At 52.0% G+C, this 24,463-nt stretch carries 22 protein-coding genes; 15 read left to right on the plus strand and 7 right to left on the minus strand.

Going from position 1 to position 24,463, the window contains the following annotated elements; genetic code table 11:
- The 3 genes from KOO63_16725 to KOO63_16735 all read right to left on the minus strand — a co-directional run.
- The coding region (locus KOO63_16725; protein MBU8923461.1) for a serine/threonine protein kinase at window positions 1-1,541 on the minus strand (1,541 nt) is incomplete at its 3' end.
- A gap of 24 nt (window positions 1,542-1,565) precedes the next feature.
- On the minus strand, window positions 1,566-2,294 hold the full coding sequence (locus KOO63_16730; protein ID MBU8923462.1) for a metallophosphatase family protein: 729 nt from the start codon (window positions 2,292-2,294) through the stop codon (window positions 1,566-1,568).
- A gap of 5 nt (window positions 2,295-2,299) precedes the next feature.
- Complete coding sequence (locus KOO63_16735) at window positions 2,300-3,748, minus strand: FHA domain-containing protein (protein ID MBU8923463.1); 1,449 nt, start codon at window positions 3,746-3,748, stop codon at window positions 2,300-2,302.
- Window positions 3,749-4,103: 355 nt separating this feature from the next.
- Between KOO63_16735 and KOO63_16740 the strand changes: the two genes are divergently transcribed.
- A complete protein-coding gene (locus KOO63_16740) occupies window positions 4,104-4,313 on the plus strand; it encodes a cold-shock protein (GenBank protein MBU8923464.1) in 210 nt (69 codons plus the stop codon).
- A 136-nt stretch (window positions 4,314-4,449) separates the two neighbouring features.
- Here the strand turns inward: KOO63_16740 and KOO63_16745 are convergent, their stop codons facing one another.
- Window positions 4,450-5,796, minus strand: coding sequence for a tetratricopeptide repeat protein (locus KOO63_16745; GenBank protein MBU8923465.1), 1,347 nt, complete (start codon window positions 5,794-5,796; stop codon window positions 4,450-4,452).
- A 43-nt stretch (window positions 5,797-5,839) separates the two neighbouring features.
- Window positions 5,840-9,760: a hypothetical protein gene (locus KOO63_16750; GenBank protein MBU8923466.1), complete on the minus strand. Its 3,921-nt coding sequence runs from the start codon at window positions 9,758-9,760 to the stop codon at window positions 5,840-5,842.
- A 277-nt stretch (window positions 9,761-10,037) separates the two neighbouring features.
- Here KOO63_16750 and KOO63_16755 point away from each other — a divergent pair, with 277 nt between their 5' ends.
- The 12 genes from KOO63_16755 to KOO63_16810 all read left to right on the plus strand — a co-directional run bounded on the left by KOO63_16755 (window position 10,038) and on the right by KOO63_16810 (window position 20,728).
- A complete protein-coding gene (locus KOO63_16755; GenBank protein ID MBU8923467.1) occupies window positions 10,038-10,421 on the plus strand; it encodes a 6-carboxytetrahydropterin synthase in 384 nt (127 codons plus the stop codon).
- Complete coding sequence (locus KOO63_16760) at window positions 10,411-11,112, plus strand: 7-cyano-7-deazaguanine synthase (GenBank protein ID MBU8923468.1); 702 nt, start codon at window positions 10,411-10,413, stop codon at window positions 11,110-11,112. The genes KOO63_16755 and KOO63_16760 overlap by 11 nt, the downstream gene beginning before the upstream one ends.
- A gap of 34 nt (window positions 11,113-11,146) precedes the next feature.
- Window positions 11,147-11,761 carry a DUF366 family protein gene (locus tag KOO63_16765; protein MBU8923469.1) on the plus strand — a complete coding sequence of 205 codons (615 nt, stop codon included), beginning with the start codon at window positions 11,147-11,149 and terminating at the stop codon, window positions 11,759-11,761.
- A complete protein-coding gene (locus KOO63_16770) occupies window positions 11,758-12,648 on the plus strand; it encodes a 7-carboxy-7-deazaguanine synthase QueE (GenBank protein ID MBU8923470.1) in 891 nt (296 codons plus the stop codon). Before KOO63_16765 ends, KOO63_16770 begins: the two co-directional genes overlap by 4 nt.
- A gap of 607 nt (window positions 12,649-13,255) precedes the next feature.
- On the plus strand, window positions 13,256-13,534 hold the full coding sequence (locus tag KOO63_16775) for an integration host factor subunit beta (GenBank protein ID MBU8923471.1): 279 nt from the start codon (window positions 13,256-13,258) through the stop codon (window positions 13,532-13,534).
- 95 nt (window positions 13,535-13,629) lie between these two features.
- Complete coding sequence (ltaE, locus tag KOO63_16780) at window positions 13,630-14,691, plus strand: low-specificity L-threonine aldolase (protein MBU8923472.1); 1,062 nt, start codon at window positions 13,630-13,632, stop codon at window positions 14,689-14,691.
- Window positions 14,688-15,374, plus strand: coding sequence for a 16S rRNA (cytidine(1402)-2'-O)-methyltransferase (gene rsmI / locus KOO63_16785; protein ID MBU8923473.1), 687 nt, complete (start codon window positions 14,688-14,690; stop codon window positions 15,372-15,374). The genes ltaE and rsmI overlap by 4 nt, the downstream gene beginning before the upstream one ends.
- Before the next feature lie 104 nt (window positions 15,375-15,478).
- On the plus strand, window positions 15,479-16,099 hold the full coding sequence (locus tag KOO63_16790) for a CDP-alcohol phosphatidyltransferase family protein (GenBank protein MBU8923474.1): 621 nt from the start codon (window positions 15,479-15,481) through the stop codon (window positions 16,097-16,099).
- Between the two features lie 95 nt (window positions 16,100-16,194).
- Complete coding sequence (locus KOO63_16795; GenBank protein ID MBU8923475.1) at window positions 16,195-17,580, plus strand: MATE family efflux transporter; 1,386 nt, start codon at window positions 16,195-16,197, stop codon at window positions 17,578-17,580.
- A gap of 29 nt (window positions 17,581-17,609) precedes the next feature.
- The gene (gene tmk, locus KOO63_16800; protein ID MBU8923476.1) at window positions 17,610-18,257 is read left to right on the plus strand and encodes a dTMP kinase; all 648 of its coding nucleotides are present in this window, start codon (window positions 17,610-17,612) and stop codon (window positions 18,255-18,257) included.
- A 224-nt stretch (window positions 18,258-18,481) separates the two neighbouring features.
- Window positions 18,482-20,047, plus strand: coding sequence for a S41 family peptidase (locus KOO63_16805; protein MBU8923477.1), 1,566 nt, complete (start codon window positions 18,482-18,484; stop codon window positions 20,045-20,047).
- A complete protein-coding gene (locus tag KOO63_16810) occupies window positions 20,048-20,728 on the plus strand; it encodes an MtnX-like HAD-IB family phosphatase (protein MBU8923478.1) in 681 nt (226 codons plus the stop codon).
- A 16-nt stretch (window positions 20,729-20,744) separates the two neighbouring features.
- On the opposite strand, the gene KOO63_16815 is transcribed toward KOO63_16810, so the two are convergent.
- Together KOO63_16815 and KOO63_16820 are read right to left on the minus strand one after the other, a co-directional pair.
- The gene (locus KOO63_16815) at window positions 20,745-21,152 is read right to left on the minus strand and encodes a hypothetical protein (protein ID MBU8923479.1); all 408 of its coding nucleotides are present in this window, start codon (window positions 21,150-21,152) and stop codon (window positions 20,745-20,747) included.
- A gap of 116 nt (window positions 21,153-21,268) precedes the next feature.
- Window positions 21,269-22,273, minus strand: a complete 1,005-nt coding sequence (locus KOO63_16820) for an alpha/beta fold hydrolase (GenBank protein ID MBU8923480.1) — start codon at window positions 22,271-22,273, stop codon at window positions 21,269-21,271.
- A 143-nt stretch (window positions 22,274-22,416) separates the two neighbouring features.
- On the opposite strand from KOO63_16820, the gene KOO63_16825 reads away from it, so the two are divergent.
- Together KOO63_16825 and KOO63_16830 are read left to right on the plus strand one after the other, a co-directional pair.
- Complete coding sequence (locus tag KOO63_16825) at window positions 22,417-23,307, plus strand: hypothetical protein (protein ID MBU8923481.1); 891 nt, start codon at window positions 22,417-22,419, stop codon at window positions 23,305-23,307.
- Between the two features lie 8 nt (window positions 23,308-23,315).
- Window positions 23,316-24,374 carry a tRNA-dihydrouridine synthase gene (locus KOO63_16830; protein MBU8923482.1) on the plus strand — a complete coding sequence of 353 codons (1,059 nt, stop codon included), beginning with the start codon at window positions 23,316-23,318 and terminating at the stop codon, window positions 24,372-24,374.
- The last annotated feature ends 89 nt before the right edge of the window (window positions 24,375-24,463 follow it).

The raw sequence follows: 24,463 nt of genomic DNA on the forward strand, positions 1-24,463 counted from the left end.
ACCCTGAACACACCATCGATGAGTATATCTGCTTCAGGCTCAACTTGAATATCGATGAATCCGAAGATATCTTCAACGGCCGGTTTCTCTACAATCGCCGGTTGTGGTGTTTCCTGTCGGGCCGGGTCATCGTCGGTGGACGCCGGGTCATCATCGATCTGGTCCTGGTTGCCTGTGTCGGAGTCAGAAATATCTTCATTCTGGATAAGATCAGGGGAATCGTCGGTGGGATCGTCTTTGACCTGTTCCTGATCGATCTTCTCAGAGATCGAATCATCTCTGTTCATTGATGAACTGTCGCTGATGGCTTCTTTATGGCTGCTGGAGGGCTCGGCCGGATCGGGATTGACAACCGTGGTACCGTATGCGTCGTCCTGCACGGGAAGAGGCATGTTTCCGGCGAATCCCTGGGCAGAGATAACAGGGCCATTATCTGCTGATACAGGGCTTGTGGAGCGCAGGGATCTCAATTTCGTCATCATCGTCTCGAGCCGGGCAGGGTTGACTGCCAGATAAACAGCAGCTACAGTCATCATCACCGCAGCGAGCGCGACGGGGAGGAACGCCCTGCGTCTATTTTCTCCTTTTGTTTGCCGCTTGCTCCTGTTTCCAGATCTCTTCGTATTTCGTGATATCCGATCGTTGTCTTTTGTTCCTGTCGCGGGTGTCACGTATGCGGGTTGACCTGCGACAAGGCGGCGGAAACGCCGCCGTGAGTCCATCACTTTCTCACGGCCAAGCATATCTTCGATCGTGCGGGCCATCTCGAGCGCAGTCCGGAATCTTCTGCCCGGATCGCGGCTCATTGCTTTCATCACAATCGATTCCGATTCACAGTCGGTGTCGTTTTTTATGCTCGATATCGGGGCGACCGAACCATTAATAATATTCTGGATGACAGCCGCATAGTTTGTTGCTGAAAAAGGTTGAGTAGCGGTCATCATTTCATAACAGACCGTGCCGAGGGAGAACAGGTCGCTTCTGCCGTCTATTCCCTCGCCGATAGCCTGTTCAGGAGACATATAGAGCGGAGTGCCCAGAAGTGTGTCTGCTACGGTCTGCTCCAGATGGCTCTGGGTCAGTTTCGCAAGTCCGAAATCAGTGATCTTCACCTGACCCTCACGGGTTATCATTATGTTCGCAGGCTTTATGTCTCGATGAACGATTCCACGCTGGTGAGCATGGTCGAGGCCCATACATATCTCGTACGCGATGAGGAGTACAGTCTCTTCATCGAGTACGCCGTGCTTTTCCAGAAGGTCCTTGAGAGTGATCCCGTCGATAAATTCCATGACAATGAAGTAGTTGTTCTTTGATAAGCCCGAATCGATTATCCGCACGATATTCTCATGATCGAGGCTGGCGGCTGTTTTGGCCTCCTGCTCGAACCTTCCTGTGAAGTTTGTATCAGAAGTGAGATGGGAATGAAGCTTCTTGATGACGACCTCCCGGCCGAGTGAATTCTGGATCGCTTTGTAAAGCACTGCTGTCCCGCCTGTAGCCAGCGTGCCCAGAATCTCGTAGTTCCTGCCTACCATCATTCTTCCTTCCGGTTCCTTGTCCGGCTATCGCGCTCTTGCCAGTCTGTCTGCGAGATAGTCGGGCAGGCCTTCCGCCCTGATCCTTCTCTGCGCGGATGAGACATTGTATGACGATCGATGCATCTGGATCGTTCCCTTTTCGAGATCAAGCAGCGTGAAACTGGCCGCGTTGATGCCATCGCGTGGTTGACCGACACTGCCGGTGTTTATCAGGTATCTGGACGAGGGATCGATTGTAGTAAGTGAGGAATGACATATCCCCACGCCGTCGTCTTTATTCCATGAGATGATTCCCGGTATATGAGTATGGCCGACGAAGATGAACTGATCTTTGAATTTATTGAAAATCCGTTCGGCCTGTCTTACCGTGTAGACATATTCCCATTCGAGCGGGTTGTCGGGAGAAGCGTGAACGTAAAGGCATTCACCGGACGAATAGATGGGAACGTATTTTTTTATCTTTAATATCTCTTCTTCACTCAATGAGTTTCGGGTCCATTCTATCGATATCGAGGCTATGCTGTTGAAAGTACTATAATCCTGTTCGCCGGTGACAGCGAGGTCGTGGTTTCCGCATATCCTGATATCGGCGTTCTCGTCGATAAGACGCACGCATCTGGCGGGGTCCGCGCCATACCCTACTACGTCGCCGAGAGACACTACGCGGTCAGGCCGAATAGTCCGGGCTTCGGCGAGGACTCTTTTGAGAGCATCGCTGTTGCCGTGTATGTCTGACAGGACAAGGATCTTCATGGTTGTTACCGCTTGAATACGAATTCCTCGGGACCTATGGCTATAAGGTCTTCTTCCTCGAGCAATTTCTCGCTCATTCCTTCGCCATTTATATTCATTTCTTTCCGGCCTTCGGTCTTCTGGATCGTGTAATCGTCTCCCGACCTGGTAATCTCGACTTTTATTCTGGGAGTAAAGATGCCTCCGAGCCTGATATCGGAGTCGCGGCCCTTTCCGATAACGACTTTCTCGTCCTCAAGGGTGAATTCCTCTTGATCACTTCTCCTGTAGAGGCGCGGGAGGCCTGCGCTGGATGGACCGTCGGGCTGTCGGGCGAATCGGTTCGAAGAGTCGTTGTTGCCCGCAGGCTGGCCGATGCCGGGGGTATTGGCCGAAGGGATAATACCGCCAGCACGGACTGATGGGTTATTGCCATCGATATTTTTCGCTGCTTTCGAGGAGAATCCCGGGATGATCATCGTCTGGTCCATAGCACCTGACAGACCGGGTTCGCATGACGAGACCTTGAAAACGATCTGGTACTTTCCGATCGTGATAACGTCTCCGCCCTTCAATTCAGCGTTGTCTATCTTCTCTCCGTTCAAAAATGTACTGTTTTTACTGCCCAGGTCCTTGATGTGATAGCCGTTCTTCCACGAATGGATCACTGCGTGTTTTCTCGATACTCCGAGGTTGTCGATCACTATATCGTTATCCGAAAGACGTCCGATCGTGAGATGTTTTCCGGTGAATGTGTAAGTCTTGAGCGGGCGATTTTTGAGTTTTACCACGAGTTTTGGCGGCTGACTTAGAAATAATGATGAAATCGAACCAGTGTAATCATCTGGTATCTGTCTGGCGTCTTCCGCGTATGTGACTACAAGGTCGGTATACAGGTTTATCTCAAAAGGCGAGTGGGCCGACATCGTATATACCTTCACCAGGAAATCTTCCCTGTGATCGGGATGAGTGTTTTTTCTGAACGAAAGGCAGTGGTATGTAGCCATCGCCTTTCCATCCTTGTATCTGAGCATCACGAGATTGCCCGGTTGTTGAGCGGTAACGAGAGCATTGCTGTGTTCCTCTTCGGTCCTGTCGAGCAGGTCATCCAGATCGACCAGAGTCGAGCTGATCTTCAGGTCGGCATTTTTCTGTGTGTAGACGAGGAGCGAGTGATACAGGATGAGACTTGTCGAGTAAACGACTATTCGCGGGAACTGGGTATGCGAGAGCCTGGTGAAGAAATCACGGATCGTGACGGATTCGAACCCTTCTTCCGCCTTTCCCCCGATCCAGTAGAATTGCCCTTCCCTCATAAAAATAAGGTACTGAACCTGTTCGTTGAACACTTCCATTATGATCGGTGACTTGCAACTTGCCGCGAGGAAATCCTTAAGCATCACATCGAAACTGTCAGGGTCGAAATCGACGGGGTTCATCAGCACTCTGTCATATGGTATCTGAAGTCTTGACATTACCTGACATCCAAGCAAAGAGGGACTGACACCTGTACAAACGCAAACAGGAGGCCGGAGCCTCGAATCAACGTAAAGAAGGACTTATGTCTTGATAACGCAAGAAGGGTGCCAAAGAGTTATTGCGTTGCGGGATGTGACTTGCAGCAGGCCGTCGATATGCCTGCAATGATATTTCCGATTGAAATGATTTCGTAGAAATGTTAGAATGCAAGTTCAGTGAATGGTATGGTAATTTTTATCCAGCCGGTGAATTTGCCATGTTTGTTAATCAACTGCCGGTGTGATGGACGGTAACAGGCTTCAGATGAAACTGTATCTCCCCTTCACCCAGTTAGTATCAAGGAGGTAATGGGTGGCCGAGACAGGTAAGATCAAGTGGTTTAATGAAAATAAGGGATACGGTTTCATATCCCAGGACACGGACGGAAAAGATGTATTCGTGCATTATTCTGATATAGAAGGCGACGGGTTTCGCACACTGAGCGAGGGCGAAAAAGTTGAATACGAACTCGCTGATGGACCCAAAGGGCCTCACGCCACGAAAGTAAGAAAAGCAGAATAGTCGTTGATACGACCTGCAATCCGCGGAAAAAAAGGAGACGCATAACGTCTCCTTTTTTGCTATCCGAATATCACGTGCTTCTTCAGATCGATCCGGTGTGTCCCTGCCCGGGACTTTTCGGCCGGTCGAAGAAATATCAGTTAGGCTCTCCTGCTTCGGCGTGGAACCTCTTGAGATTGCGTTTTGCCTTCTCGTTGCCGGGGTCGATCTCGACTGCCTTGTTCCAGGCTTCAAGCGCCTCTTCGATGCGGTCGAGTTTGTAATAGGCATTGCCCAGGTTCGTCCAGGCGGAACTGTTATCCTTGCTCCTGCCGATAGCTTCGTTGTACATCTCTATTGCTTCCACGTACGAACCGAGCCTGTAGAAGACATAGCCGAGGTTGTTGTAAGTCGCGCCAAGGTCGGGATTGAGCTCGATCGCTTTCTTGAACGCCTCGGTCGCCTTGTCCTCATCATTCATCTCGGTGTATGTCAGTCCCATATTGTTGTAGGCTTCGGTGAAATCCTCATCCAGATCTATGGCGTTCTTGAACATCTCGAGGGCTTTTTCGTACTGTCCGTTGTGGTAACTCATCACACCGGCGTTGTTGAGTTTTTTTGCTTCGGACAGCATCCTTTTCTTTTCTTCTTCCTCAAGGCTTTTCTTCTGATTCTCCACGACCTGCATCATCTCGTTATGGTTCTCGGAGAGTTCCTCGACCATCTTCCTGCTTTCGCCGAGGTTATTCTGCATCGAGTCGATACTCTGATCCAGGGATCCCTTCCAGTCTGAGACTTCGGACTTGAATTCCTGGATGCTGTCTTCACTGGATTTGATCTGGCCTTCGATGTCCTCGGTCTTTTCAGCGAGAGTGTCTGCGATGCTCTCTATGACCATCCTGTTATCCTCGGTGATCGAATCGAGAGTCTTTTTCAGGTCGGTGAACCTGTCTCCCATAGTCTCGGCGATCTCGTTCTGTCTTTTTTCGTTCTTTTCCTGTATCTCCTTGAAGAATCCGAGCATGTCGGAGGCGCTCTGCTGCTGGAAGTCCCATGTCTTATCGAGCTTGTCTGTCACCGATCCGATCCTGTCCGAGAGTTTTTCATCGATCGATGCGATTTCTTCGGAGATCTTTCCGTCGTCCTCGGTGTCTTTTCCCGTTGAAGCGAAGAACATCTCGAAACGACATTGTTTCGCATTGTCATCATGGAACCTGCATGTACTCCCGAGACATTTTACTTCGCCCTTGAACGATTTAGCCGTGAACCTTACGGGAGTCTCGGTAATGACTTCTGACTCATCCGGATCATTCGTGTCTTCTGGTGAATCTGAGTCTGATTCTTCGCCCGATTCGGGGTTCATGAAAATATCTTCTCCCGATTCGTCAGGGCCTTCACCCGTTTCTTCAGGGGAGAGTTCGTGGTCGTCGGTCTCCATGACGAGAAGTTCGTTTTCCTGCTCCTCAAGGATGTATGCCTGAGTGACGAGTGGGCATATCTTCATGATCGGGTCCTTTCTCTTCGGGCCGGTTCCCTGGTGGAATCCTTCAATCCCGTGTTAACACGCTGATTTTTTCCAGCACTTCGGTTCTTTCTTCAAACTGGGATCCAATGAGATCCGAGTAATTTGTCGCCACGCGGCTACGCGCGTCCATCCAGGTATCTTCTGTCGAGAGGATCTTCATGTACGCGGCGACAGCTCTTCCGTGGTCTCCTATTAGTTCGGCAGCTCTTCCCTCGATATAGAGTAATTCCAGTGAATTCGATCTGTTGTTTTTGTTAATCGTTCCTGTCGAGGAGTGGTCGTCCGATTTCTCGGCATGCTCTTCTGTTCCTGATTCCGCGCGTGAGGAACCTGTGACTGCAAGGGCGAGCAGGGGCCTGTCCATACTGAGGTATACCAATGCTCTGAGGACGGAGACCGTGTCGGGAGACAACTGGCTTCTGCCGATCAAGGCAAGGGCGGTCTCGAACTGATTCTTGTCTATGGCCAGTCTGACTGCCTTTTCACTGCAGTCGATACTGCAGGTCCCGTCTTCGATCAGCTGTCTGCAATCCTCTATTTCCCTGTCCGACCATGATAGCCAGGCCTGTTCTATCCTTTTCCAGATGGTCTGTCTGTCCGGATGTTCCTCTAGCACTTCGCTGAATATTCTGGCTGCCCGGGACGAGTCACCGTGGGATTCGAGGTTCTCGGCAAGAGTGATAAGGAGCCTGGTCCTGTCGTCGGTCCAGAGAAGTTTGCAACCTTCCCTGACGAGTTCTTCAGCATCTTTCAGTTCTCCGGCAGTGGCTAACAATCTGCAACCATGTTCGTAATAGTCCGGAGAGGGTTCTTTCCCGGCGATGATCTTTATCCGGTCGATTATTTTTTCCAGGATCTCACCATCGGGTAAAAGGATCTCCTGTATAGCTACAAAAGCGCCGGGCATATCTTTCTTTTCAATCAGGCAATCACTCTTGAGTATGGAAGCCTCGGCGGCAAATTTGTCGGGCCATTCGATCTCTGACATTCCATCGAGTGCTTTATCACGGCAAGTGGGGTCTATGTTGAGGGCTTTCCGGTATGATGAAAGGGCTTCCCCGTGATTGCCGGTCCGTGCTTTCAGCCCCGCCCAGGGGACGAGAAAGGCCGGAGTCTGGTCGTGTACATGGAGGAATTCTTCGACTGCCGATTCTACTTCTTTCTGGTCCATTTCGATGTTGGAAAGCATGCGAAGGACCGCGTCGATCGACCGGTCGGTGTCACCGGATGTGACCCAGATCTTCGCAAGAAGCCTGTTTGCGTCGAATCTGGATGGAACTTTCTCGAGCAACTCGAGGAGTATCTCCATGATCCTCCCGCTGCCCTTTTCGTTATTGTCGAACAGTTCCTCAAGTATTTCTACTGATTCAGCGTATCGGCCCTCCAGGGCCAACCCACGGGCGTAGATAGACATTATCCTGTTGTCCGAAGGGGTTTCGCTGTTGATTTTGCCCATGACCTCGTTCAGGCCCCCAAGTGCTTCGGATGGTCCTTTCTGGGCGTTATTGAAGAACCTGTATGTGTCTGATTTTCTGCCCTCTTTCCAGGATATCTCGCCAAGGATCCTTGAAATAAGCCATGGTTTGACGCTTATCGGAAGGAGTTGTTCAAGTTTCGTCCTTACCCTCTCAATATATTCGGGCGAAAGTTCGATACATTTTACCATCTGGGCCGCGGCTTCTTCTTCGCGATTCAGCCTGAGCAAGGTCTCACCCGCGAGGTATCTGGCCTCGGGATTCATCGGTTCCCTGCCGATTATCGTGATCAGCTGTTCCTCGACAGATATAAGATCGACGTCATTCGAGCCAAGAGCTTCAGCGAGGAACTTCAGGGAATCCAGAGATTTGCCGTCTGCCGATGATATCTTCGCGCCGTAGATGTTCAGTGCGGTGGCTGCTTCGGGGGGGAGGGCTTTCACGGCATTGCCGAGGACTTCCCTGGCGAGGTCCGCATGGTTCATGGCCAGTGCGGCCTTGAGCAGCTCTTCCCATATCTCGCTGTTACCTGGGTCCAGGTCGGTGAGTTTCTTGAATCTCGAAAGGACGTCCCGGATCTGGGAGGGGTCCGATTTCAGGGTCCTGCACAAGTAGTGAGAGGCCCTGGAATAGATCTCCTCGTCGAGGTGGAGCTGATATAGAGCGAGGTTCAGGGTCGTGTTTTCCGGGTGACGTACTGCTGCCTTTTCATAGATCGGTATGAGGTCCAGGCGGAGCGAGTCGTCGAACATGATCATCTGATCGAATTCAAATACGGCTTTTTCGATCTGGTCATTGTGCATATGGGCGTCGGCCTGGAGGAGTTTCAGTGGCCTGGTCAACGGGTCCTCGCTGGCCATACTGTCCAGAAGGTCAGCAAGAAGATTCCAGACGTCCTCGTCTTCCCCGGCAATCGCCCCGAGGCGTGAAGCAAATTCACGGTGCGCGTCAGGATTGTTTCTGAAAAATTCGATGGCCCACGGAAGGGCGCTCGATATGTCTCCGTTGCGCATCGCGAGGTCTATAGCCGATACTACTCTGTCGAGAGTCACGCCGCATTTATCGAGAATGCTGCCTGTGATCCTGAACAGTTCGTCTTTCTCAATGTCGTTTTTCTTTTCGAGTTCCTCGATGATCCCCGTGGCACTTTCCGAATCTCCCGCGAGAGCATGGAGTTCGGCCATGGCGGCCAGCAGGGCGCTGTTATTGCCGTCTTCAGAATCAGATTTTTCCTTTATAGTCTCTATAAGATCTCTAATGATCGCGGGATTCATCTCGGCGGCGATCCTGGCAGCCGAGGCCGCTTCATTGAAATTGCCGGTAGCGAGTTTGAGAGTGAGCATGAATCTCTGTGCAGGGCCGCTTCTGGCTACCGTGTCGTTTTCATCGATCATAACTATGATCGCCGGCGCACTTGTCGGCGAAAGTCTGAAAAGGGTCTCGAGCAGTTCGACGGCTTCTTTCACATGGTCAAGCGATGCTGCCGTATCCGCAGCAAGAAGTGCGAGTTTTTCGTGACCCATCATTTCTTCCGGCAGGGTCGACAGCCGATTCATGACCATTTCCAGTCGGTCTTTTTCATCGGAGTAGAACTCGCCCGGCTTGGGCTGGGTCGATGCTGTCAGCGCATCTTCCTTTCCTTCAAGGAAATCTCTGATCAGGGGAATGCCCTCATCGGGCCTTCCGAGCCTGACGAAGAGTTCTCCTTTCAGGAGGAAGTGAGATGGCGAATGTTCTTCGGCAGAATCGATAAGTTTGAGTAGAGGATCGAGTGGCGGGTCGCTCAGTTCAATGCACTGAAAGAACCTGTCTTCCGCCTTTTCGGGCCTTCCGAGCATAAAGGACGCCAGCCCGAGCGTGAATTTCACAGAGGCGCTTCCGGGCAGGTCTCTTTCCAGTTCGAGAAGAAGTTCTCCGACCACCTGGACGCTCTCGGGGGAATTCGCCAATGCTCTTCCAAGCGGCGAGGATGCCTCGGCGCTGTTACCCGTGGACATATAGAGCAGGCCGAGAAGAATCTCGTTATCGGTGAACGAAGATGTCTTTGTGTCACCTCTGTCCCTCAGGCCTTTCGATCTTGTCTCGGCTTTCTTGACCAGGCCGGTGACGAATTCGGAGGGCGATGTCCTGAGAAGGGATCTGATACTCTCAATATCCCGACTTCTCATAAGCAATTCTATGATGAAACTTCCGAGGATCGGATGAGGGTTGATAATAAACGTTTCTCTGGCGAATGATAATATCTGCGAGCGGGAGGATGGATTTTGACGGATAGCAGCCTTCATCTGCGTGACTGCCTGGACATAGTCAGAAGTATCGAGACAGAGCTGAATAGCCTCTATCGACAGGTTGAAGTCGTCAGGCCATTTCTGGAGTCCATCGAGTGCTCTGTTTAGAGCTCTCTTGAGGTCACCGCGCTGACGGTCCTGATGAATCTTTTTCAGGATTTTTTCCTGTGTAACGAACACTTCTTTTCCTTTCGAAGAGAATGGCTGAAAACCGTCCTGAATTATCAATTACCCTGGCAATGGCTGAAAACAGTCCTCCGGCTCACACAGTTCTATGCGAAATGCGTACCATCCGGGGGGAAGAAATCCCGAATCGCTTTATTTATTGCTATTTCAGGCCCTCAGGTGTAAATTATGCGGTGCCGGTGTACCCTGATAGGACCAAAGTTTTGCAAATTGCATAGCCGCACTGCCAGGGAGTCGCCGGGCACTGACAGGAAAGGTACCAGGTTTTGAAATGACGGGAAGATATACACTCTCTACTGAGATCGAACTCTGTTGCTCACACTCTCTGAACGAATATGATGGGGATTGTTCGAGGGTGCATGGCCACAATTGGCTCGTCAGGGTGTATTACGAGTTCGAAAAGGTAGATGAGAGGGGATTGACCGTCGACTATCTCCAACTCAGGGCCGATATGGAGAGGGTGCTTCTTCCACGGTTCGATCACAGGCATTTAAACGAAGTGCCCCCTTTCGACAGGATCAATCCGACCTCGGAAAATATTGCCGCAGAGATCTTCCGGCTGCTCCGTGAAGGAGCGGTTTACGAAGGTGGTCGTCTGGCCGAAATCGAACTCTGGGAGACCAGGACGGATATGGTGCGGTACCGTGAGGACTGAAAATGATTCTAATGCCGTCGTTCTTCTTTCCGGCGGCCTTGATTCAACCGTCTCGATGGCAATCGTGGCCGAACAGGGCATCTCCGGTTCAGCCGTCTTTATAGATTATTCACAGATATCCTCAACAAAAGAAGAGGCAGCATCCAGAGCTGTCGCTTCCCGTTATGGAATGGAACTCGATATAGTCCGGCTACCATGGCTTGGAGAGATGTCGTCGTCCGGATTGGTCTCCAGTGTTGCCGGGGGGGAGATCCCTGATTTTCCTCTTTCCGGTGACGCGGGTGATGAGGCGGCCGCTTCTAAAGCTGTGTGGGTGGAGAACAGGAACGGACTATTTATAAATGTTGCCGCCGTTTTTGCTGCCTCGCGAGGTGCTGACACCATTGTCACCGGTTTCAACAGGGAAGAGGCGGAGACGTATCCGGACAACAGTCCGGATTTTATTGAGGTATCAGACCGTTTTCTGGCAATCAGTGTCGGGACTCCCGTTCGGGTGGAGGCGCCTACGATCTCGATGGACAAGATCCAGATCGTCAGGGAGGGTCTTCGCCTGGATATTCCATGGGAGTCTGTCTGGAGCTGTTACAGGGATGGCGAGCTCATGTGCGGAAGATGTGAATCCTGCTTCCGGCTTAAAAGGGCCGTCGCGGGAACATCGGCAGCGGAGCGGTTGCGTTGGGCCAACGGCTGAGTGTCCGTGGGATAATTGACCGGAGGGTAGAGATATGTCGAGTGGATATACGCTTGTAGAGACTTCCTGGACAGGCCGGGCAATGGACTATGACGGCAGCCAGCTGAGAAGCCATTTCATAAGGGAAGAGACGGGACTCGACTGTGACGCGGTAATCGCCTTCGCCGGCGCTTGCGATGTGCAGGGCAGCAGCCTCGTGGATCTGGAGGATGCCGAGACGGGTAGCACGATCATCTCTTCGTCGATGCTTCATTTTATTGGCGAACATTTCCAGTGTCCACTGCGCGAGGCGAATTTCAGGCTGAGACTTTTCATTTCCATTATCATGGAGACCGTGTCGAGGCTGGCACCAGGAGTAGAAGGCTCAAGTGCAAAAGGAATCGATCCAGCGGGAACAGACATCGAGAGAAAGGGAGACGATCTCTACATCGCCGGCCGGAAATTGACGGTTGCCATCACGACGTCGAGCGCGACTTCATCTGTGTTTCACTGTGGAGTCAACATCGACCCTGCCGGGGCTCCGGTGCCGGCCATCGGGCTTGAGGAGCTTGGGATCGATCATGTTGAACTGGCTGAAGCGGTGCTTGAGCGCTATCGCGAGGAATGTTCCTCCGTTGAGATAGCGATCCGCAAGGTAAGGGGTGTATGAAAGACCGATTTGTCGAGGCCGGACTTCCAGCCGTGTATCTGTCGGAGATATTCTGTTCAGTTCAGGGCGAGGGGATATATGTCGGTGTCACGCAGATCTTCCTGAGGCTTGCCGGCTGTTCTTTCTGCTGCGGCTATTGCGATACGAGGGATGCGGCCGTGACGCCGAAAGAATACATGGTGGCGGGTATGGTCGGCACGGATGAGTTTGATGGCACAGTCGGCAAGGGCGACGGACAGACGACTTTCCCGAACCCGGTAACGGCCCCCGTACTTTCAGCCTATCTTGAGAAGTATGTTCCGTCGATTCCAGGACTTCATTCCCTGAGTGTTACCGGGGGAGAGCCCCTTGAGCAGCCTGATTTTCTCGAGGCCTTCCTGCCTCTTTTCAGGCGTTCTGGCATTCCGGTGTATCTGGAGACGAACGGTCTTCACGAATCCGCCGCCGCGAGAATAGCACCATTAGTCGATATCGTATCGATGGATATCAAACTGCCGTCGCTTTGTCTGCCGGGTGGAGAGGTAGTGGACAAGGGGGGAGCGCCGGACAGCGGAACGACCGGAAAGCGGGCCGATGCCAGCATGACCGGCAATGATATCTTCGATATCTATTCAAGAGTCATCCCGGTCTTTGCCCGAAAGGATCTTTTTGTAAAGGTTGTTATCGACGATGGTTTCGATCCTGTTGAGTTTGAAAAGGCTGTAGACCAGGTCGCGCGAACAGATCCGTCGATACCTTTCGTTATTCAGCCGGTGACTTCTTCGCAGATGATCGGATGCAAACCTCCGACTAATGAAAAACTTATGTTTGCCAGGGGAATAGCCGCCGCGGTGCTGGAAGATGTCAGGGTGATCCCACAGTGCCACAAGCTTCTCGGAATCCGATGATCCCTCTCCAGACAATATTTCAGGAAAAACGAAAACTCCGGGACAGGTTATTTTTTCGGGATCCACGGAATTCGGGGATAAAAAAATCAGCCCTGAAAGGACTGAAAAAGGTGCTGCGAGATGATGCGATGCAGGGTCGGGTTCGTGAAGGCGGCGACCACCTCGCAGCGATTAATACTGACAGCAAAGGCTGTACCAGTACTATTTGAAAAAGCTTCATGATTTGCTGTTATCCTTTGTCGACAGGGGCTTTCTCTGTTCCTCCGATTTCAGTACACCTTCCCCGAAAGTCCCAGTTGTTCCCCGTTGTTCCTTTGCCCTGTTTTAGCTCCCGGGCATGTTTCGGGCTACTTTGCAACATCTGATACCGTTCCTGCAATATCAGTCCGATGACAGGCGGACAGGTGAGGGAGAAGCGGGCGTAATCTCAAATCCAGCGGAAGAAGTGTCCTCCGCAGGTCATGCCTGGTCTGACAGGTATTGACGCCCCCGTCATATTTTTCTTGACAGATTCGGGCTATTTATTGTTTAGTGAGTGAGTTAGGTCTTTGTCTGCGCCTAAGGCGTGGAGGGGAAATTGAATCCTGCTGACAAGGAGGAAGGGTAAATGACTAAAGCTGAAATCGTGGAGAATATTTCCAGCAGGACCGGCTTGACGAAAAAAGAAGTGGCAGAAGCGGTTGAATGTTTTCTTTCGACCATCTCGGAGGGCCTCGTCAGGGGTGAGCACTATGAGATTCGCGGCTTCGGCACTTTTAAAGTCAAGGAGCGTAAAGCCAGGATGGCCAGGAATCCCAGGACTGGCGAGCCGGTCCCGGTTCCCGACCGCAAGGTCCCTGTTTTCAAGGTATCACGTGAACTGAAGGAACTGGTAGCTCAGTCCTGATCCAATTGTCCGCGTACAAACCGATCATCGAAGCGACCCTTTTCGCGAGGCGGTAAGGGTATGGGGCGTTCTGTTTGCAGCTGGAAAGGCAGATTATGGCCATCTCCGTGGTCGATCTTAGAAGCGATACCGTTACAAGGCCGTCTGATGAAATGAGAAAGGTCATGTCCACCGCGGTGGTGGGTGACGATGTTCTCGGGGATGATCCCACGGTCCAGCGCCTTGAAAAATACATGATGGACCTTCTTGGCAAGGAGGCCGCGGTATTTGTGCCGAGCGGCACGATGGCGAATATCCTCGGACTGCTTTCTCAGGCCCGACCGGGCGACGAAGTGATCCTCGACAGGAATTGTCACATATTCAATTACGAGGCGGGTGGCGCGGCGGCTCTTGGTGGCCTGCAGCTTCACCCTCTGGATGGGCCTGACGGATTCCTTCCTGTCGATGCTCTACGTACGGCCATAAGGCCGGTCAACATACATCATCCAAGGACTTCCCTTGTAGCAGTGGAGAACACTCACAACCGCGGCAGCGGAAGAGTATATCCTTATGATGGATTGAAAGAAGTATATCGTGTAGCCGGAGAGAACGGCCTCCGTGTCCACCTTGACGGTGCGAGGCTGGCAAACGCCGTAGTCGCGAGTGGTGTACCATTCGAGGAATACGGAAAGATCGCCGATTCGATCAATATCTGTTTTTCGAAAGGCCTCGGCGCGCCGGTCGGTTCGATATTCATTTCCGATGGCGAGACGGTAGAGAAGGCCCGATTCTGGAGAAAACGGTTGGGTGGAGGGATGAGGCAGGCGGGGATACTCGCAGAGGCGTGTCTTTACGCGATGGAGAATAATATCGAACGACTAGCGGAGGACCATGCGAAGGCATCGCGGATAGGGGCACTTATTCAGTCGATGCCAGGGCTGAGGCTGCTCTTTCCCATCGACACGAATATAGTCATCTTCCGCGTCGAGGACGAATCGATCGATTTCGACAGATTTTGCGCTGACCTCGAATCGGCGGGGATCATGGCGCTTGCTTTCGGCAGCAGGTCGTTAAGGATGGTCACCCATCTGGATATATCGGATGCCGACATGGAAAAAGTGGAAGAAATCATGTCGGGGATCATCGGATCCCACGGGTCGGGAAAGTCCGGAAAATGAGGACTTATCCTTTCTATCTGGTCAGTACTCCAATCGGAAATCTCGAGGATATCTCACGTCGGTCCATAGAGGTGCTCGGCTCTATCGATGTCCTTTTTGCTGAGGACACGAGGAAGACGAGGACCCTCCTTCAGAGGTACGGGATAAATGTCCCGGTCATCGCCTTTCATGACCATAACAAGGAAAAGGTGACGCCTGGAGTGATCGAGCGACTGAAGGATGGAGAGACCGCGGCTCTGGTCTCTGATGCGGGTATGCCCGGAATCTCCGATCCCGGATATTATCTTGTGAGGCGCCTCATCGATGAAGGTATCGCGTTTACTGTTATTCCCGGTGCGAGCGCCGTTACGACGGCACTTGTACTCTCGGGTCTGCCGACTGACAGGTTTGCTTTTCTCGGATATCTGCCCAGGAAGAAAGGGGCGCTGGCTCGTGTCCTGGGTGAAGCTGCTGAGTATACAGGCACATCGATATTTTTTGAGAGCCCTCACAGGATAATCAAAACCCTGAGGGTAGCTGGTGAAGTGATGGGTGACAGGGAAGTCGTCGTTGCCAGAGAGATGACCAAACTGCATGAGGAGATAATCAGGGGGACCGGTGATGAAGTGGCCGACAGGATGGAAAAGTCCAGGGTCAGGGGGGAAATCACTTTGCTGGTCAGGGGGCGGGGGCGAAAAGGCTGATTAGTCGGGCTTAATGGAACTGCTTGACAGCGGTGCTAATGAAATTCATAATACTGCCCTGTGCGGAATAATGCGCCGGGAGGATCAGGGAAAGAGGATACGAATTGGCAGGAAAGTCGGAAATCAAGGAAAGGCTCAGGGGGCTTCTCGACCCGGTCGTAGCTCTCTGCTCGTATGTAGGAATATCTCCGATGGGGATGACCCTGTTCGGCATATTTCTCAGTTTCATAGGCGCTGTTTACGTGGCAAAGGGCAAATTGTTTGCCGGAGCGATCATACTCATTATTTCGGGCCTGGCCGACACGATAGACGGGTCGCTGGCCAGAAGCCAGGGCAAGGTGACCACTTTCGGAGCGTTCATCGACTCGGCAGGTGACAGAGTCAGTGAAATGGCCTATTTCATGGGACTTGTCTTCTACTTTATGGGTCAGGGTCAGGGTAACGGCACTCTTGTATTCTTTGTGCTTGTGGCTCTGGCTGGTTCGTTTCTCACCAGCTACGCGAGGGCAAGAGCGGAAGGACTGGGTCTGGAATGTGCTGTTGGGATCCTCGAACGGCCTGAACGGGTCGCTCTTATGATCGCTGGACTGATTTTCGGGAAAGTCGTGTTGACGGCTGTCATAGTATTTCTCGCCGCGATGAGCATCTTCACCTTCCTGCAGAGAGTTCAGCACGTCAGGAAGATAACGACAGAGAAGGTCGGGGATTCGGACAGCTTGCTTTGATCCACCTCCCGGCCGACTAATAGAGATTATTTATTACTGGTAGAAACCACTCTTTTTCAGGGGGCTGCCGGTAGACGCCGTCGGGGTAACGGCCTATGAAGCCAAATATCAGGACCATTCTCCGGACTTCTGTACCTATAGTCGTCGATTTCGGAGCCCAGGTGATGATGTGGACCGTCGAGCCGATGCTCGTCGGCCATCTTGCCTTGTCTACGATGCACAAGTTCTACCCCGGACTCGGTGCTTCGGGCGTCGATGCCCTGACAGCCCTCGGCAATGTCGTACAGATCATCCTTTTTACATGCACCATCCTTCTTACATTCGTTTTCGGCGCGACTATAATAATCAACAGGTCACTGGGGGCCGGGAAGAAGGAACATGCAAACCATTTTCTCGGGCAGACACTCTTTACATCGATGTTTCCCGCCATCGGCATCTCGCTGATCTGGTATTTTTCGGCTCCCTTTATTTTCAGTACAATACTTGGGGCCTCGCCCGCGGTGACTGTGATCTGTGTCGACTACATGAGGATGATCGCCTGGTTCGCGCCATTTATCATAATGAATTTTGTCGCCATCGGGATAGTAAGGGGAGCTGGGGACACGCATCTTTCGATGATGATAGGGCTTATGGCGAATATCATTCACCTGGTCCTGGCTATCCTTCTCGTCTATGGCCTGTGGGGGTTTCCCCATATGGGGGTCAGGGGTGCAGCGCTGGCGGCAGGGATCGGCCATACGACAGGATTTTTCTTTACATACATTGTGATCCTCCGTGGCAAGAGCGTACTCACTTTCAGGTGGCACGATTTCCGGAGCATCCGCCGCAAGACTATAGGCAATATGGTAAAGACCGGCATCCCAAGCACTCTCGAGCAGCTTGCCTGGATGACCGGTGTGACGATAGTGATCGGTTTCAGCAACAGGCTGGGGGCAACGGCGGCAGCGGCACACATCGTCGCTCTGACTTTCCAGAGATTGTTTGCGGTAATGTACCTCGCTTTCGGTATGGGAGCCCTTACAATGGTCGGACAGCGGTTCGGTGCAAAGGAATACAAAAGGGCAGGAAAAACAGCGAATCTTTTCGCCAGGCTCGTCGGTTGCCTGGTTCTTTTTCTCTCTGCGGTCATATATTTCAGGGCGAGATATTTTGTCATCATATTTACGACAGACCCGGATGTGATCGACCTCTGTGTGAAGGTCCTTCGGATCGTAGCCTTTGTGCAGGTCCCCAAGGCTATGTCGTATATTTTCTCATTCAGTCTCAGGGGAGTCGGTGAGAACAGGTACCCGATGTACCTTGCATTTATCGGTGTGTTTGTCATCGAGATCATACTTGGATTCAACCTCGCCTTCACCTTCGGGTTCGCTTTGTACGGGCTCTGGGCCGCTGCGGGGGTCGACGAGCTGTTCAAGTCCCTTATGGCAATCCGAAAGTTCAGGAGTCGGATAAAAGCACTGGTCAAGTTATCGGTGGATTAGATCCTGGCCATGAACAGGAAAGGCATGTGATGAGTGGCTTTTTCATGACATTCGAAGGGATAGAGGGTTCGGGAAAATCTACCGTGGCCCGGCTTGTCGCCGATGAGCTGAAAAAGGCGGGAATAGATATTCTTTTGACCCGCGAACCGGGAGGGACAAGGACATCCGAAGCGATCAGGTCGATTCTTCTCGATCCCGATCGTGCCGAGATATCAGCCCGTGCCGAACTTCTCATGTATCTCGCCAGCAGATCTCAGCTGGTCGATGAGGTGATATCTCCAGCCCTGAGAGGGGGCAGGACAGTCATATGCGACCGGTTTATGGACGCTTCTGTGGCCTACCAGGGTTGGGCGAGGGGGCTTGGTGAAAAGATCGTTGAGGATCTTAACTCGTTTACCGTAGGGGAGTTCATTCCCGATATGACCTTCCTGTTCGATCTTCCGGTTGAGACCGGATTCAGCCGAGGCCCCGAGAAGAGAGAATCTGACGGAGTCCGGATCAAGGACAGGTTGGAGCGTGAGGCCAGATCGTTCCACGAAAAGGTCAGGGAAGGGTATCTGAGGATCGCTGAAAGGGAACCGGGAAGATTTGTCGTAATCGATGCAGCTTTATCTCTCCAGGAAGTCACTGTTGCAGTACTTGGGAACATTCGACCCCACCTTGACGTACAATTCTAAGAGGCACGAACAAAAAGAGGTAATAGCCTTCGCCCTGCCCGCGGAGGCAAAATCGTTTGTTAGGCAGTGCTTTAATCGGTATATTCAGCCTGTGGGTTTTTAAAGATGTGAGAAATACCCGTAAGGCATGGATTATGATAGAGGATTTCTATAGATAAAGACCATAGACCCATAAGATCGGCCCCACAGACTCGCCGATCGGGTAACGTGACTGGAGGTCAGGTTTGAAGAAAATGAAGAAATTTTTAATACCGGCAGTATTGATAGTGATCATTGGCGCAACGGCATGGATCGTGAGCGCGGCTGACGAGCGCGAGGCAGGAGAGCGCAGCCAGTACGATGAGCTGACGCGATTCAATAATGTCCTTGTGAAGATCCTCGATTTCTATGTAGAGGAAAAGGATTTTACCGAGCTGATCGATGGCGCGATAGACGGTATGCTCAGCACGCTCGATCCCCACTCGATATATATGGACAGCTCACAGTACGAGAATCTGATGATCGATACAGAGGGCGAGTTCGGTGGGCTGGGGATACAGATAGTAGTCAGAGACAAGTTCCCGACAGTCATCTCCCCGATAGACGACACGCCTGCTATGAGGCTCGGTATCCAGGGTGGTGACAGGATCATCGAGATCGAGGGCGAGTCGACAAAGGGCTGGAGCAGCGATCAGGCGGTCAAAAAACTCCGCGGCGCCGCGGGGACCCAGGTCAATATCATGATCGGCAGAGAAGGGCTGGACGAACCGCTGCCATTTACTATAACGAGAGAGATCATCAGGGTCCCGAGTATCACATATTCGACGATAATGGAAGATGTGGGGTATGTCAGAGTTGCGAGGTTCGCCAAGAAGACCGCGCGAGACTTGAGTGTCATTCTCCGGGGATTCGAACAGCAGAATATAAAGGGAGTCATCCTCGATCTTCGCGGGAATCCGGGCGGATTGCTGACGTCGGCATTCGAGGTCTCTGATCTGTTCCTGGATAAAGATAAACTCATCGTCTACACCGAGAGCAGGATCCAGCAGAACAATACGAAATTTTATTCGAAAGCCAGGAAGCTGCACAGCAATTATCCCGTTGTGATCCTGGTGAACGGTGCGAGCGCTTCTGCTTCCGAAATCGTCGCTGGCGCTCTTCAGGACTGGGACAGGGCTATCGTCGTCGGGCAGACGACATTCGGTAAAGGCAGTGTTCAGACCGTCTTCAAGGTAGGCGAGGGTGAAGCGCTGAAACTGACTACCCAGAAATATTTCACGCCAAGCAAGAGATGTATCCACAAGGATTACGACGAGGATGGCAAGGCGGTAGAGACCGAGGACAGCAAGAAGGAATATCATACAGCTTCGGGCAGAGTGGTATACGGTGGTGGGGGAATCTCTCCCGACTGGAAGATAGAGCTCCCCAAGTTTACGGGATTTCAGAGGAAACTTGAGCTCAGAAGCCTCTTTTTCTCGTTCGCGATCGGATACTCCGCCTATCATGAGATCGGTGATGAGTTTGTCGTGGACGACGAGATCCTGGCCGAATTCAAGAAGCATCTGGATGAAAAAGAGCTCGAATACACAGAGGAAGACTGGACCGAGGAAAACACCGACTATGTCAAGCAGGGGATCAGGAGGGAAGTCTTCCGCAAACTATATGGTACGAAGGGCGCCTATGTGGCGACGCTGGCGGAGGATTACGAGATAATAGAGGTCCTCGAGATGTTCCGCAAAGTGAACACTTTAGAGGAAGTATTCTCCTACGCAACCAGCCATACAAAGGTCGCCGAGGCGGAGGCTGAGTAAATGAGTGACAAGATTGCGGTGGTCTGTGATTTTGACGGCACGATCACGATCAGGGACATCGGTCATCATTTCTTCGAGAGCTTTGTGCCTGACACAGCTTCCTGGGTAGAACTCCTCGAAAAATGGAAACTCGGCCTGATCAGTTCCAGGGAGTGCCTCCAGCGAGAGGTCGCATCTATTTCGGCTACCCGGGACGACCTGGACGAATTCATAGAGGACGAAAAATTCGATCCTTACTTCAAGGATTTCGTCGATTTCAGCAACCGTAGAAATTACGATTTTCTAATACTCAGCGATGGCATGGACTATTACATCGAATCGATGCTGATGAGATTCGGATTCGGCTATCTGGAGTTCCGGGCCAATCATCTTGTGTTCGGTTCAAGTGGAGAGATCGAGTCGGTGGAGTTTCCCTTCTATGGCCTCAGTAATGGCTGTACGATGTGTGGTGACTGCAAGAGGTTCCATCTTCAGCAGTTGAAGGAAAAGGGATTCTTCACGGTCTACGTCGGCAACGGTTACAGTGACCGGTGCGCGTCCGAGCATGCTGATCTTGTTTTTGCCAAGGACGATCTGCTCGTCCATATGAAGCAGAAGGGGCTTGATCATGTCGAGTTCAGGAACTTCAGAGACGTTGAGCGGAGCCTCATGGGAAAATTCTACATATCCGGGCAGGAATGAGATTTCAGGAATTTGATTACTGATGAATGATCCCGGGATCTTCGCTCTTCAGCTCGTTGTCTATATACTTCTGGTGTTTCTTGTTCATCGCGTCAGTATATACCCTGCTCACATATCCGATAAAGTTGAAGACATCGATGTCTTTTATCTCGGACTGGGAACGAAGGTCACGCAGACGCTGCATCACGTCGGTCATGTCGTTTTGAGAGACGATCTCGTCTGTGTAACAGCTCCAGAACTTGTCCATCGTGTACGAAAGTTCCTGGCCGTATTTTGTCGAGAGTTCGGATGGTAATCCGGAAGAGAGGACTCCGACTTCTTTATTATAGATCGACTCTCCGATCGTGGAGCGGAAGGCGATCAATGCACCGATCCCGACGACAACAACCACGACGATGATTATCAATGTGCGTTTCATTTTCATAAACGATCCTCCAGCAATTACCCTAATATCGGTTTTTTGAGGACTCAAATCCAGATTAATCCAGATAATTATATTCTGGGTCCAGCAACTACCCATAGGAGCCTTATCCAGTCAGGCTACCTTCCAGCTGAACGCTTCAGGGTCTTTTCGAACCATTCGGAGCTCAAGCAGCAGGCTTCGACCAGGCAATCGGCTGGTTCCGTCATGGGATGTACTGCCCCGAAGGAGTGTCCGCACCCCTCGAGTATTTCCATTTTTACTTCTGCCGCACGGGGGTGAAGGAGCAGGCCCTCTGCTTCCTTGAGCGTGACGGCCGCGTCGCGGCGCCCGTGTACGATCAAGTGGGGGATCTTCAGTTCTGATGCCCTGAGCGAAAGATCGTATTGTTCCCTGTGCGCGTCGATATCCTCGAAATACGAATAATCGAGCCACAGCCCCGACTCGGCTCGCGATTCGTTAAAGGCAAGTCGGCCCCTTTTTTTCCATTCCTTTTTGCGGCGTTCGGTGTATCTGTCCAGTTTCGAGAGGGCGGACCATGTGACGATCGAAGCGATCTCGGGGCTGTCCGGGGAAACCAGAATAGAAACGGCGCCGCCCCTGCTGTGGCCCAGGAGCCCCCACCTGGTTCCGTTGGCGTTCACCGGCATCTTCTCGGAGTGGGCGAACGAGATGACTTTTTTCAGGTCAATGATCTCCCTGCTGACAGAATTCGACGCGAAGAGATCCGGCCTCGTGATTTTCCCCGTCCCCTCATCGACTCCGCAATGCGAGAAGCTGAATGTAAGGACATGGAAGCCGTTGACAGCAAGATGACGGGAAAGATACGGGAAAAAGCCCCAGCGTCTGTAGCCAAGGAAGCCATGTGAGATGATGATCAGGGGGCGGGGGACTGCCGGTGCGATCGAGTAGAAATCTGCCGCGATTCCGGCTGAACCGCTGATATCGGCAAGGCCCGCCTTGCCGGACTCTATTTGAATGTCGATCGTCTGTATCCGAGATGTGTCCACCCTGTCTCTCCTCGTATTTATCCGGTCTATGGAGAAAGTCATAAGCTGATCGATCCACTTCGGCGGACCGACCCGCAGAGGATATGACATGAAACGGATATAGTCAACATCCACTCCCGATATCCTTTTAACAGGCTCTCTGGTAATCCTCTGAATGATGAATGCTGCCCTTGATGTTCCTTCATCCTTCAAGTATTATGTATGAGACGAATATGTATGAGATGACCGTGTGCCGTATGTCATTGATGGGGGCGTAAATGACCAGAAGAATAATCACGGGAATTATAATCACTCTGGTACTTCTCGCGGTAGCCAGGCGCCTGTCCATGAACAATTCTGAAGCTCTTTTGTCCTCATCGGGCGGAGTGACGGTCACTCATTCTACGGTATTCGAGCAGGTCGGGCGGGAAATGCCTGTACTCACTGTGAGGGTCGAGCCAGCGGATGGAGCGCACGCGTATCTGGTCTACAGGGTACAGGGCGAAGACATGTCGGGGAGAGGCGACCAGGATAACGATGAGACCGCAGGATCTGATAATATAGTAAAAGTCGAGATGACAGCCGGGGAGAACGGGACTTTCAGCGGTAATCTTCCGGATCTGGAAAAAGGAAACAGGCTCGGATATGCTTTTGAGGTGGAGGTGAAGGACGAGGAGTCGGGGCAGCAGGAAAGATTGCGGTTACCCGAAATTGAAGGGTCGTTTCTCACTTTGAAATACAAGGGAGAGGTCTCGACCCTGGTTCTGATACTGCACGTGATATTCATGTTCGGGGCATTCTTTTTTATGGTGGAATCGGGTCTGTGCGCGATACCTGTGTTCAAGGGCGCCGAAGGTAAAGAGATGACTGCAGTGATGATGAGGTGGCTCATCCTCTTCACTTTTGTTGGTGGCTGGCCTCTTGGATTTATCCTGAATTACCAGAGATTTGGCCCGATATGGGAAGGGTTTCCTTTCGGATATGATATTACCGATAACAAGACACAGCTCATGTTGGTCATTTGGGCGATCACCGTGTTACTTTCTCTCGGAAGCTTTTTTGGGAAGGGTGAAGAGAAGGACAAGCTGGGCAGGAAAGGTTTCGCGATAGCAGTGCTGGTGAGTACAATACTCAGTTTCCTGATTTTCCTGATTCCACACAGTCTGTGATCTGTCACATGAACACTTCTGAAACAACCGACCTCTTTCTTTCCAGCCGCGTATGCCTTGCACCTATGGCAGGTTTCACAGATGCACCCTACCGATTGATATGCAGGGAGTTCGGCGCCGACTTCTGTGTGACGGAGATGGTGAGTGCCGATGGCCTGGTGCGCGAGGGAGACAAAACACACAAGATCATGACGAGGCTCGAGGGTGAAGGTCCGGTGGGCGTTCAGCTTTTCGGGTCCGATCCCGAGATACTGGCTGAAGCGGCTGGAATAGCAGAGGAGACCGGGCCTGCCTTCATCGACCTGAATTTCGGTTGTCCGGCAAAAAAGGTCATAAGGAGGAACGGTGGGGTGGCGATCATGCGCGATCTTGGCCTGATGGAAAGGATCTGCCGTCGGGTCGTAGAGGCAGTGAGTCTGCCCGTAACGGCCAAGATACGCAGTGGATGGAGCGCGGTGGAGGAAAATTATATCGAGGCAGGCAGAGTCGCCCAGGGAGCAGGATGCGCGGCAGTGACGATCCACCCCAGGTATCGCACGCAGGGATTCTCGGGCAGCGCCGCATGGGCGCATATCGCGAGGCTCGGGAGTGAGCTTGATATCCCGGTCATCGCCAACGGCGATGTAAAGGATCCAGAGGACTATTTTAAAATAGTTGATGAAACAGGATGCACACTTGTTATGATAGGCAGGGGCGCGTTCGGACGCCCATGGATATTCAGGGAGATCAAGGAACGGCTATCGGTCAGGGAAGGATCTTCCGGCAAGGAATCGTCGGGTCCGGGATCATCCGGTCAGGAATCGCCTGATCGAGAACCATTCGAGCAAATGACTCTCTCAGGTCGACTTGATATCCTGGGGCGATTTCTGGAGATGGAAATCGCATGGAAGGGCGAGAAACTGGCTTTACTGGAGATGCGCAAATTTTACAGGTGGTTTCTCAGGGGGCATCCCGATATGAAGAAATACCGGATGGCGCTTGTCACAGCGGAGACAAGGGAGGCCGTTCTCGGCCACCTGTCGCTGCTCAGAGAGGAGATAGATAATAAATGGATGAAGCCCGCTTAAAAGAATTACTGGAGAATGTGGCCGGTGGAAAAATGGATGTCACCCAGGCTCTGGACAGACTCAAAGTACTTCCCTTCGAGGATATGGAA

Source organism: Candidatus Latescibacterota bacterium (genome assembly GCA_019038625.1).
In the GTDB taxonomy this organism is placed as follows: domain Bacteria; phylum Krumholzibacteriota; class Krumholzibacteriia; order Krumholzibacteriales; family Krumholzibacteriaceae; genus JAGLYV01.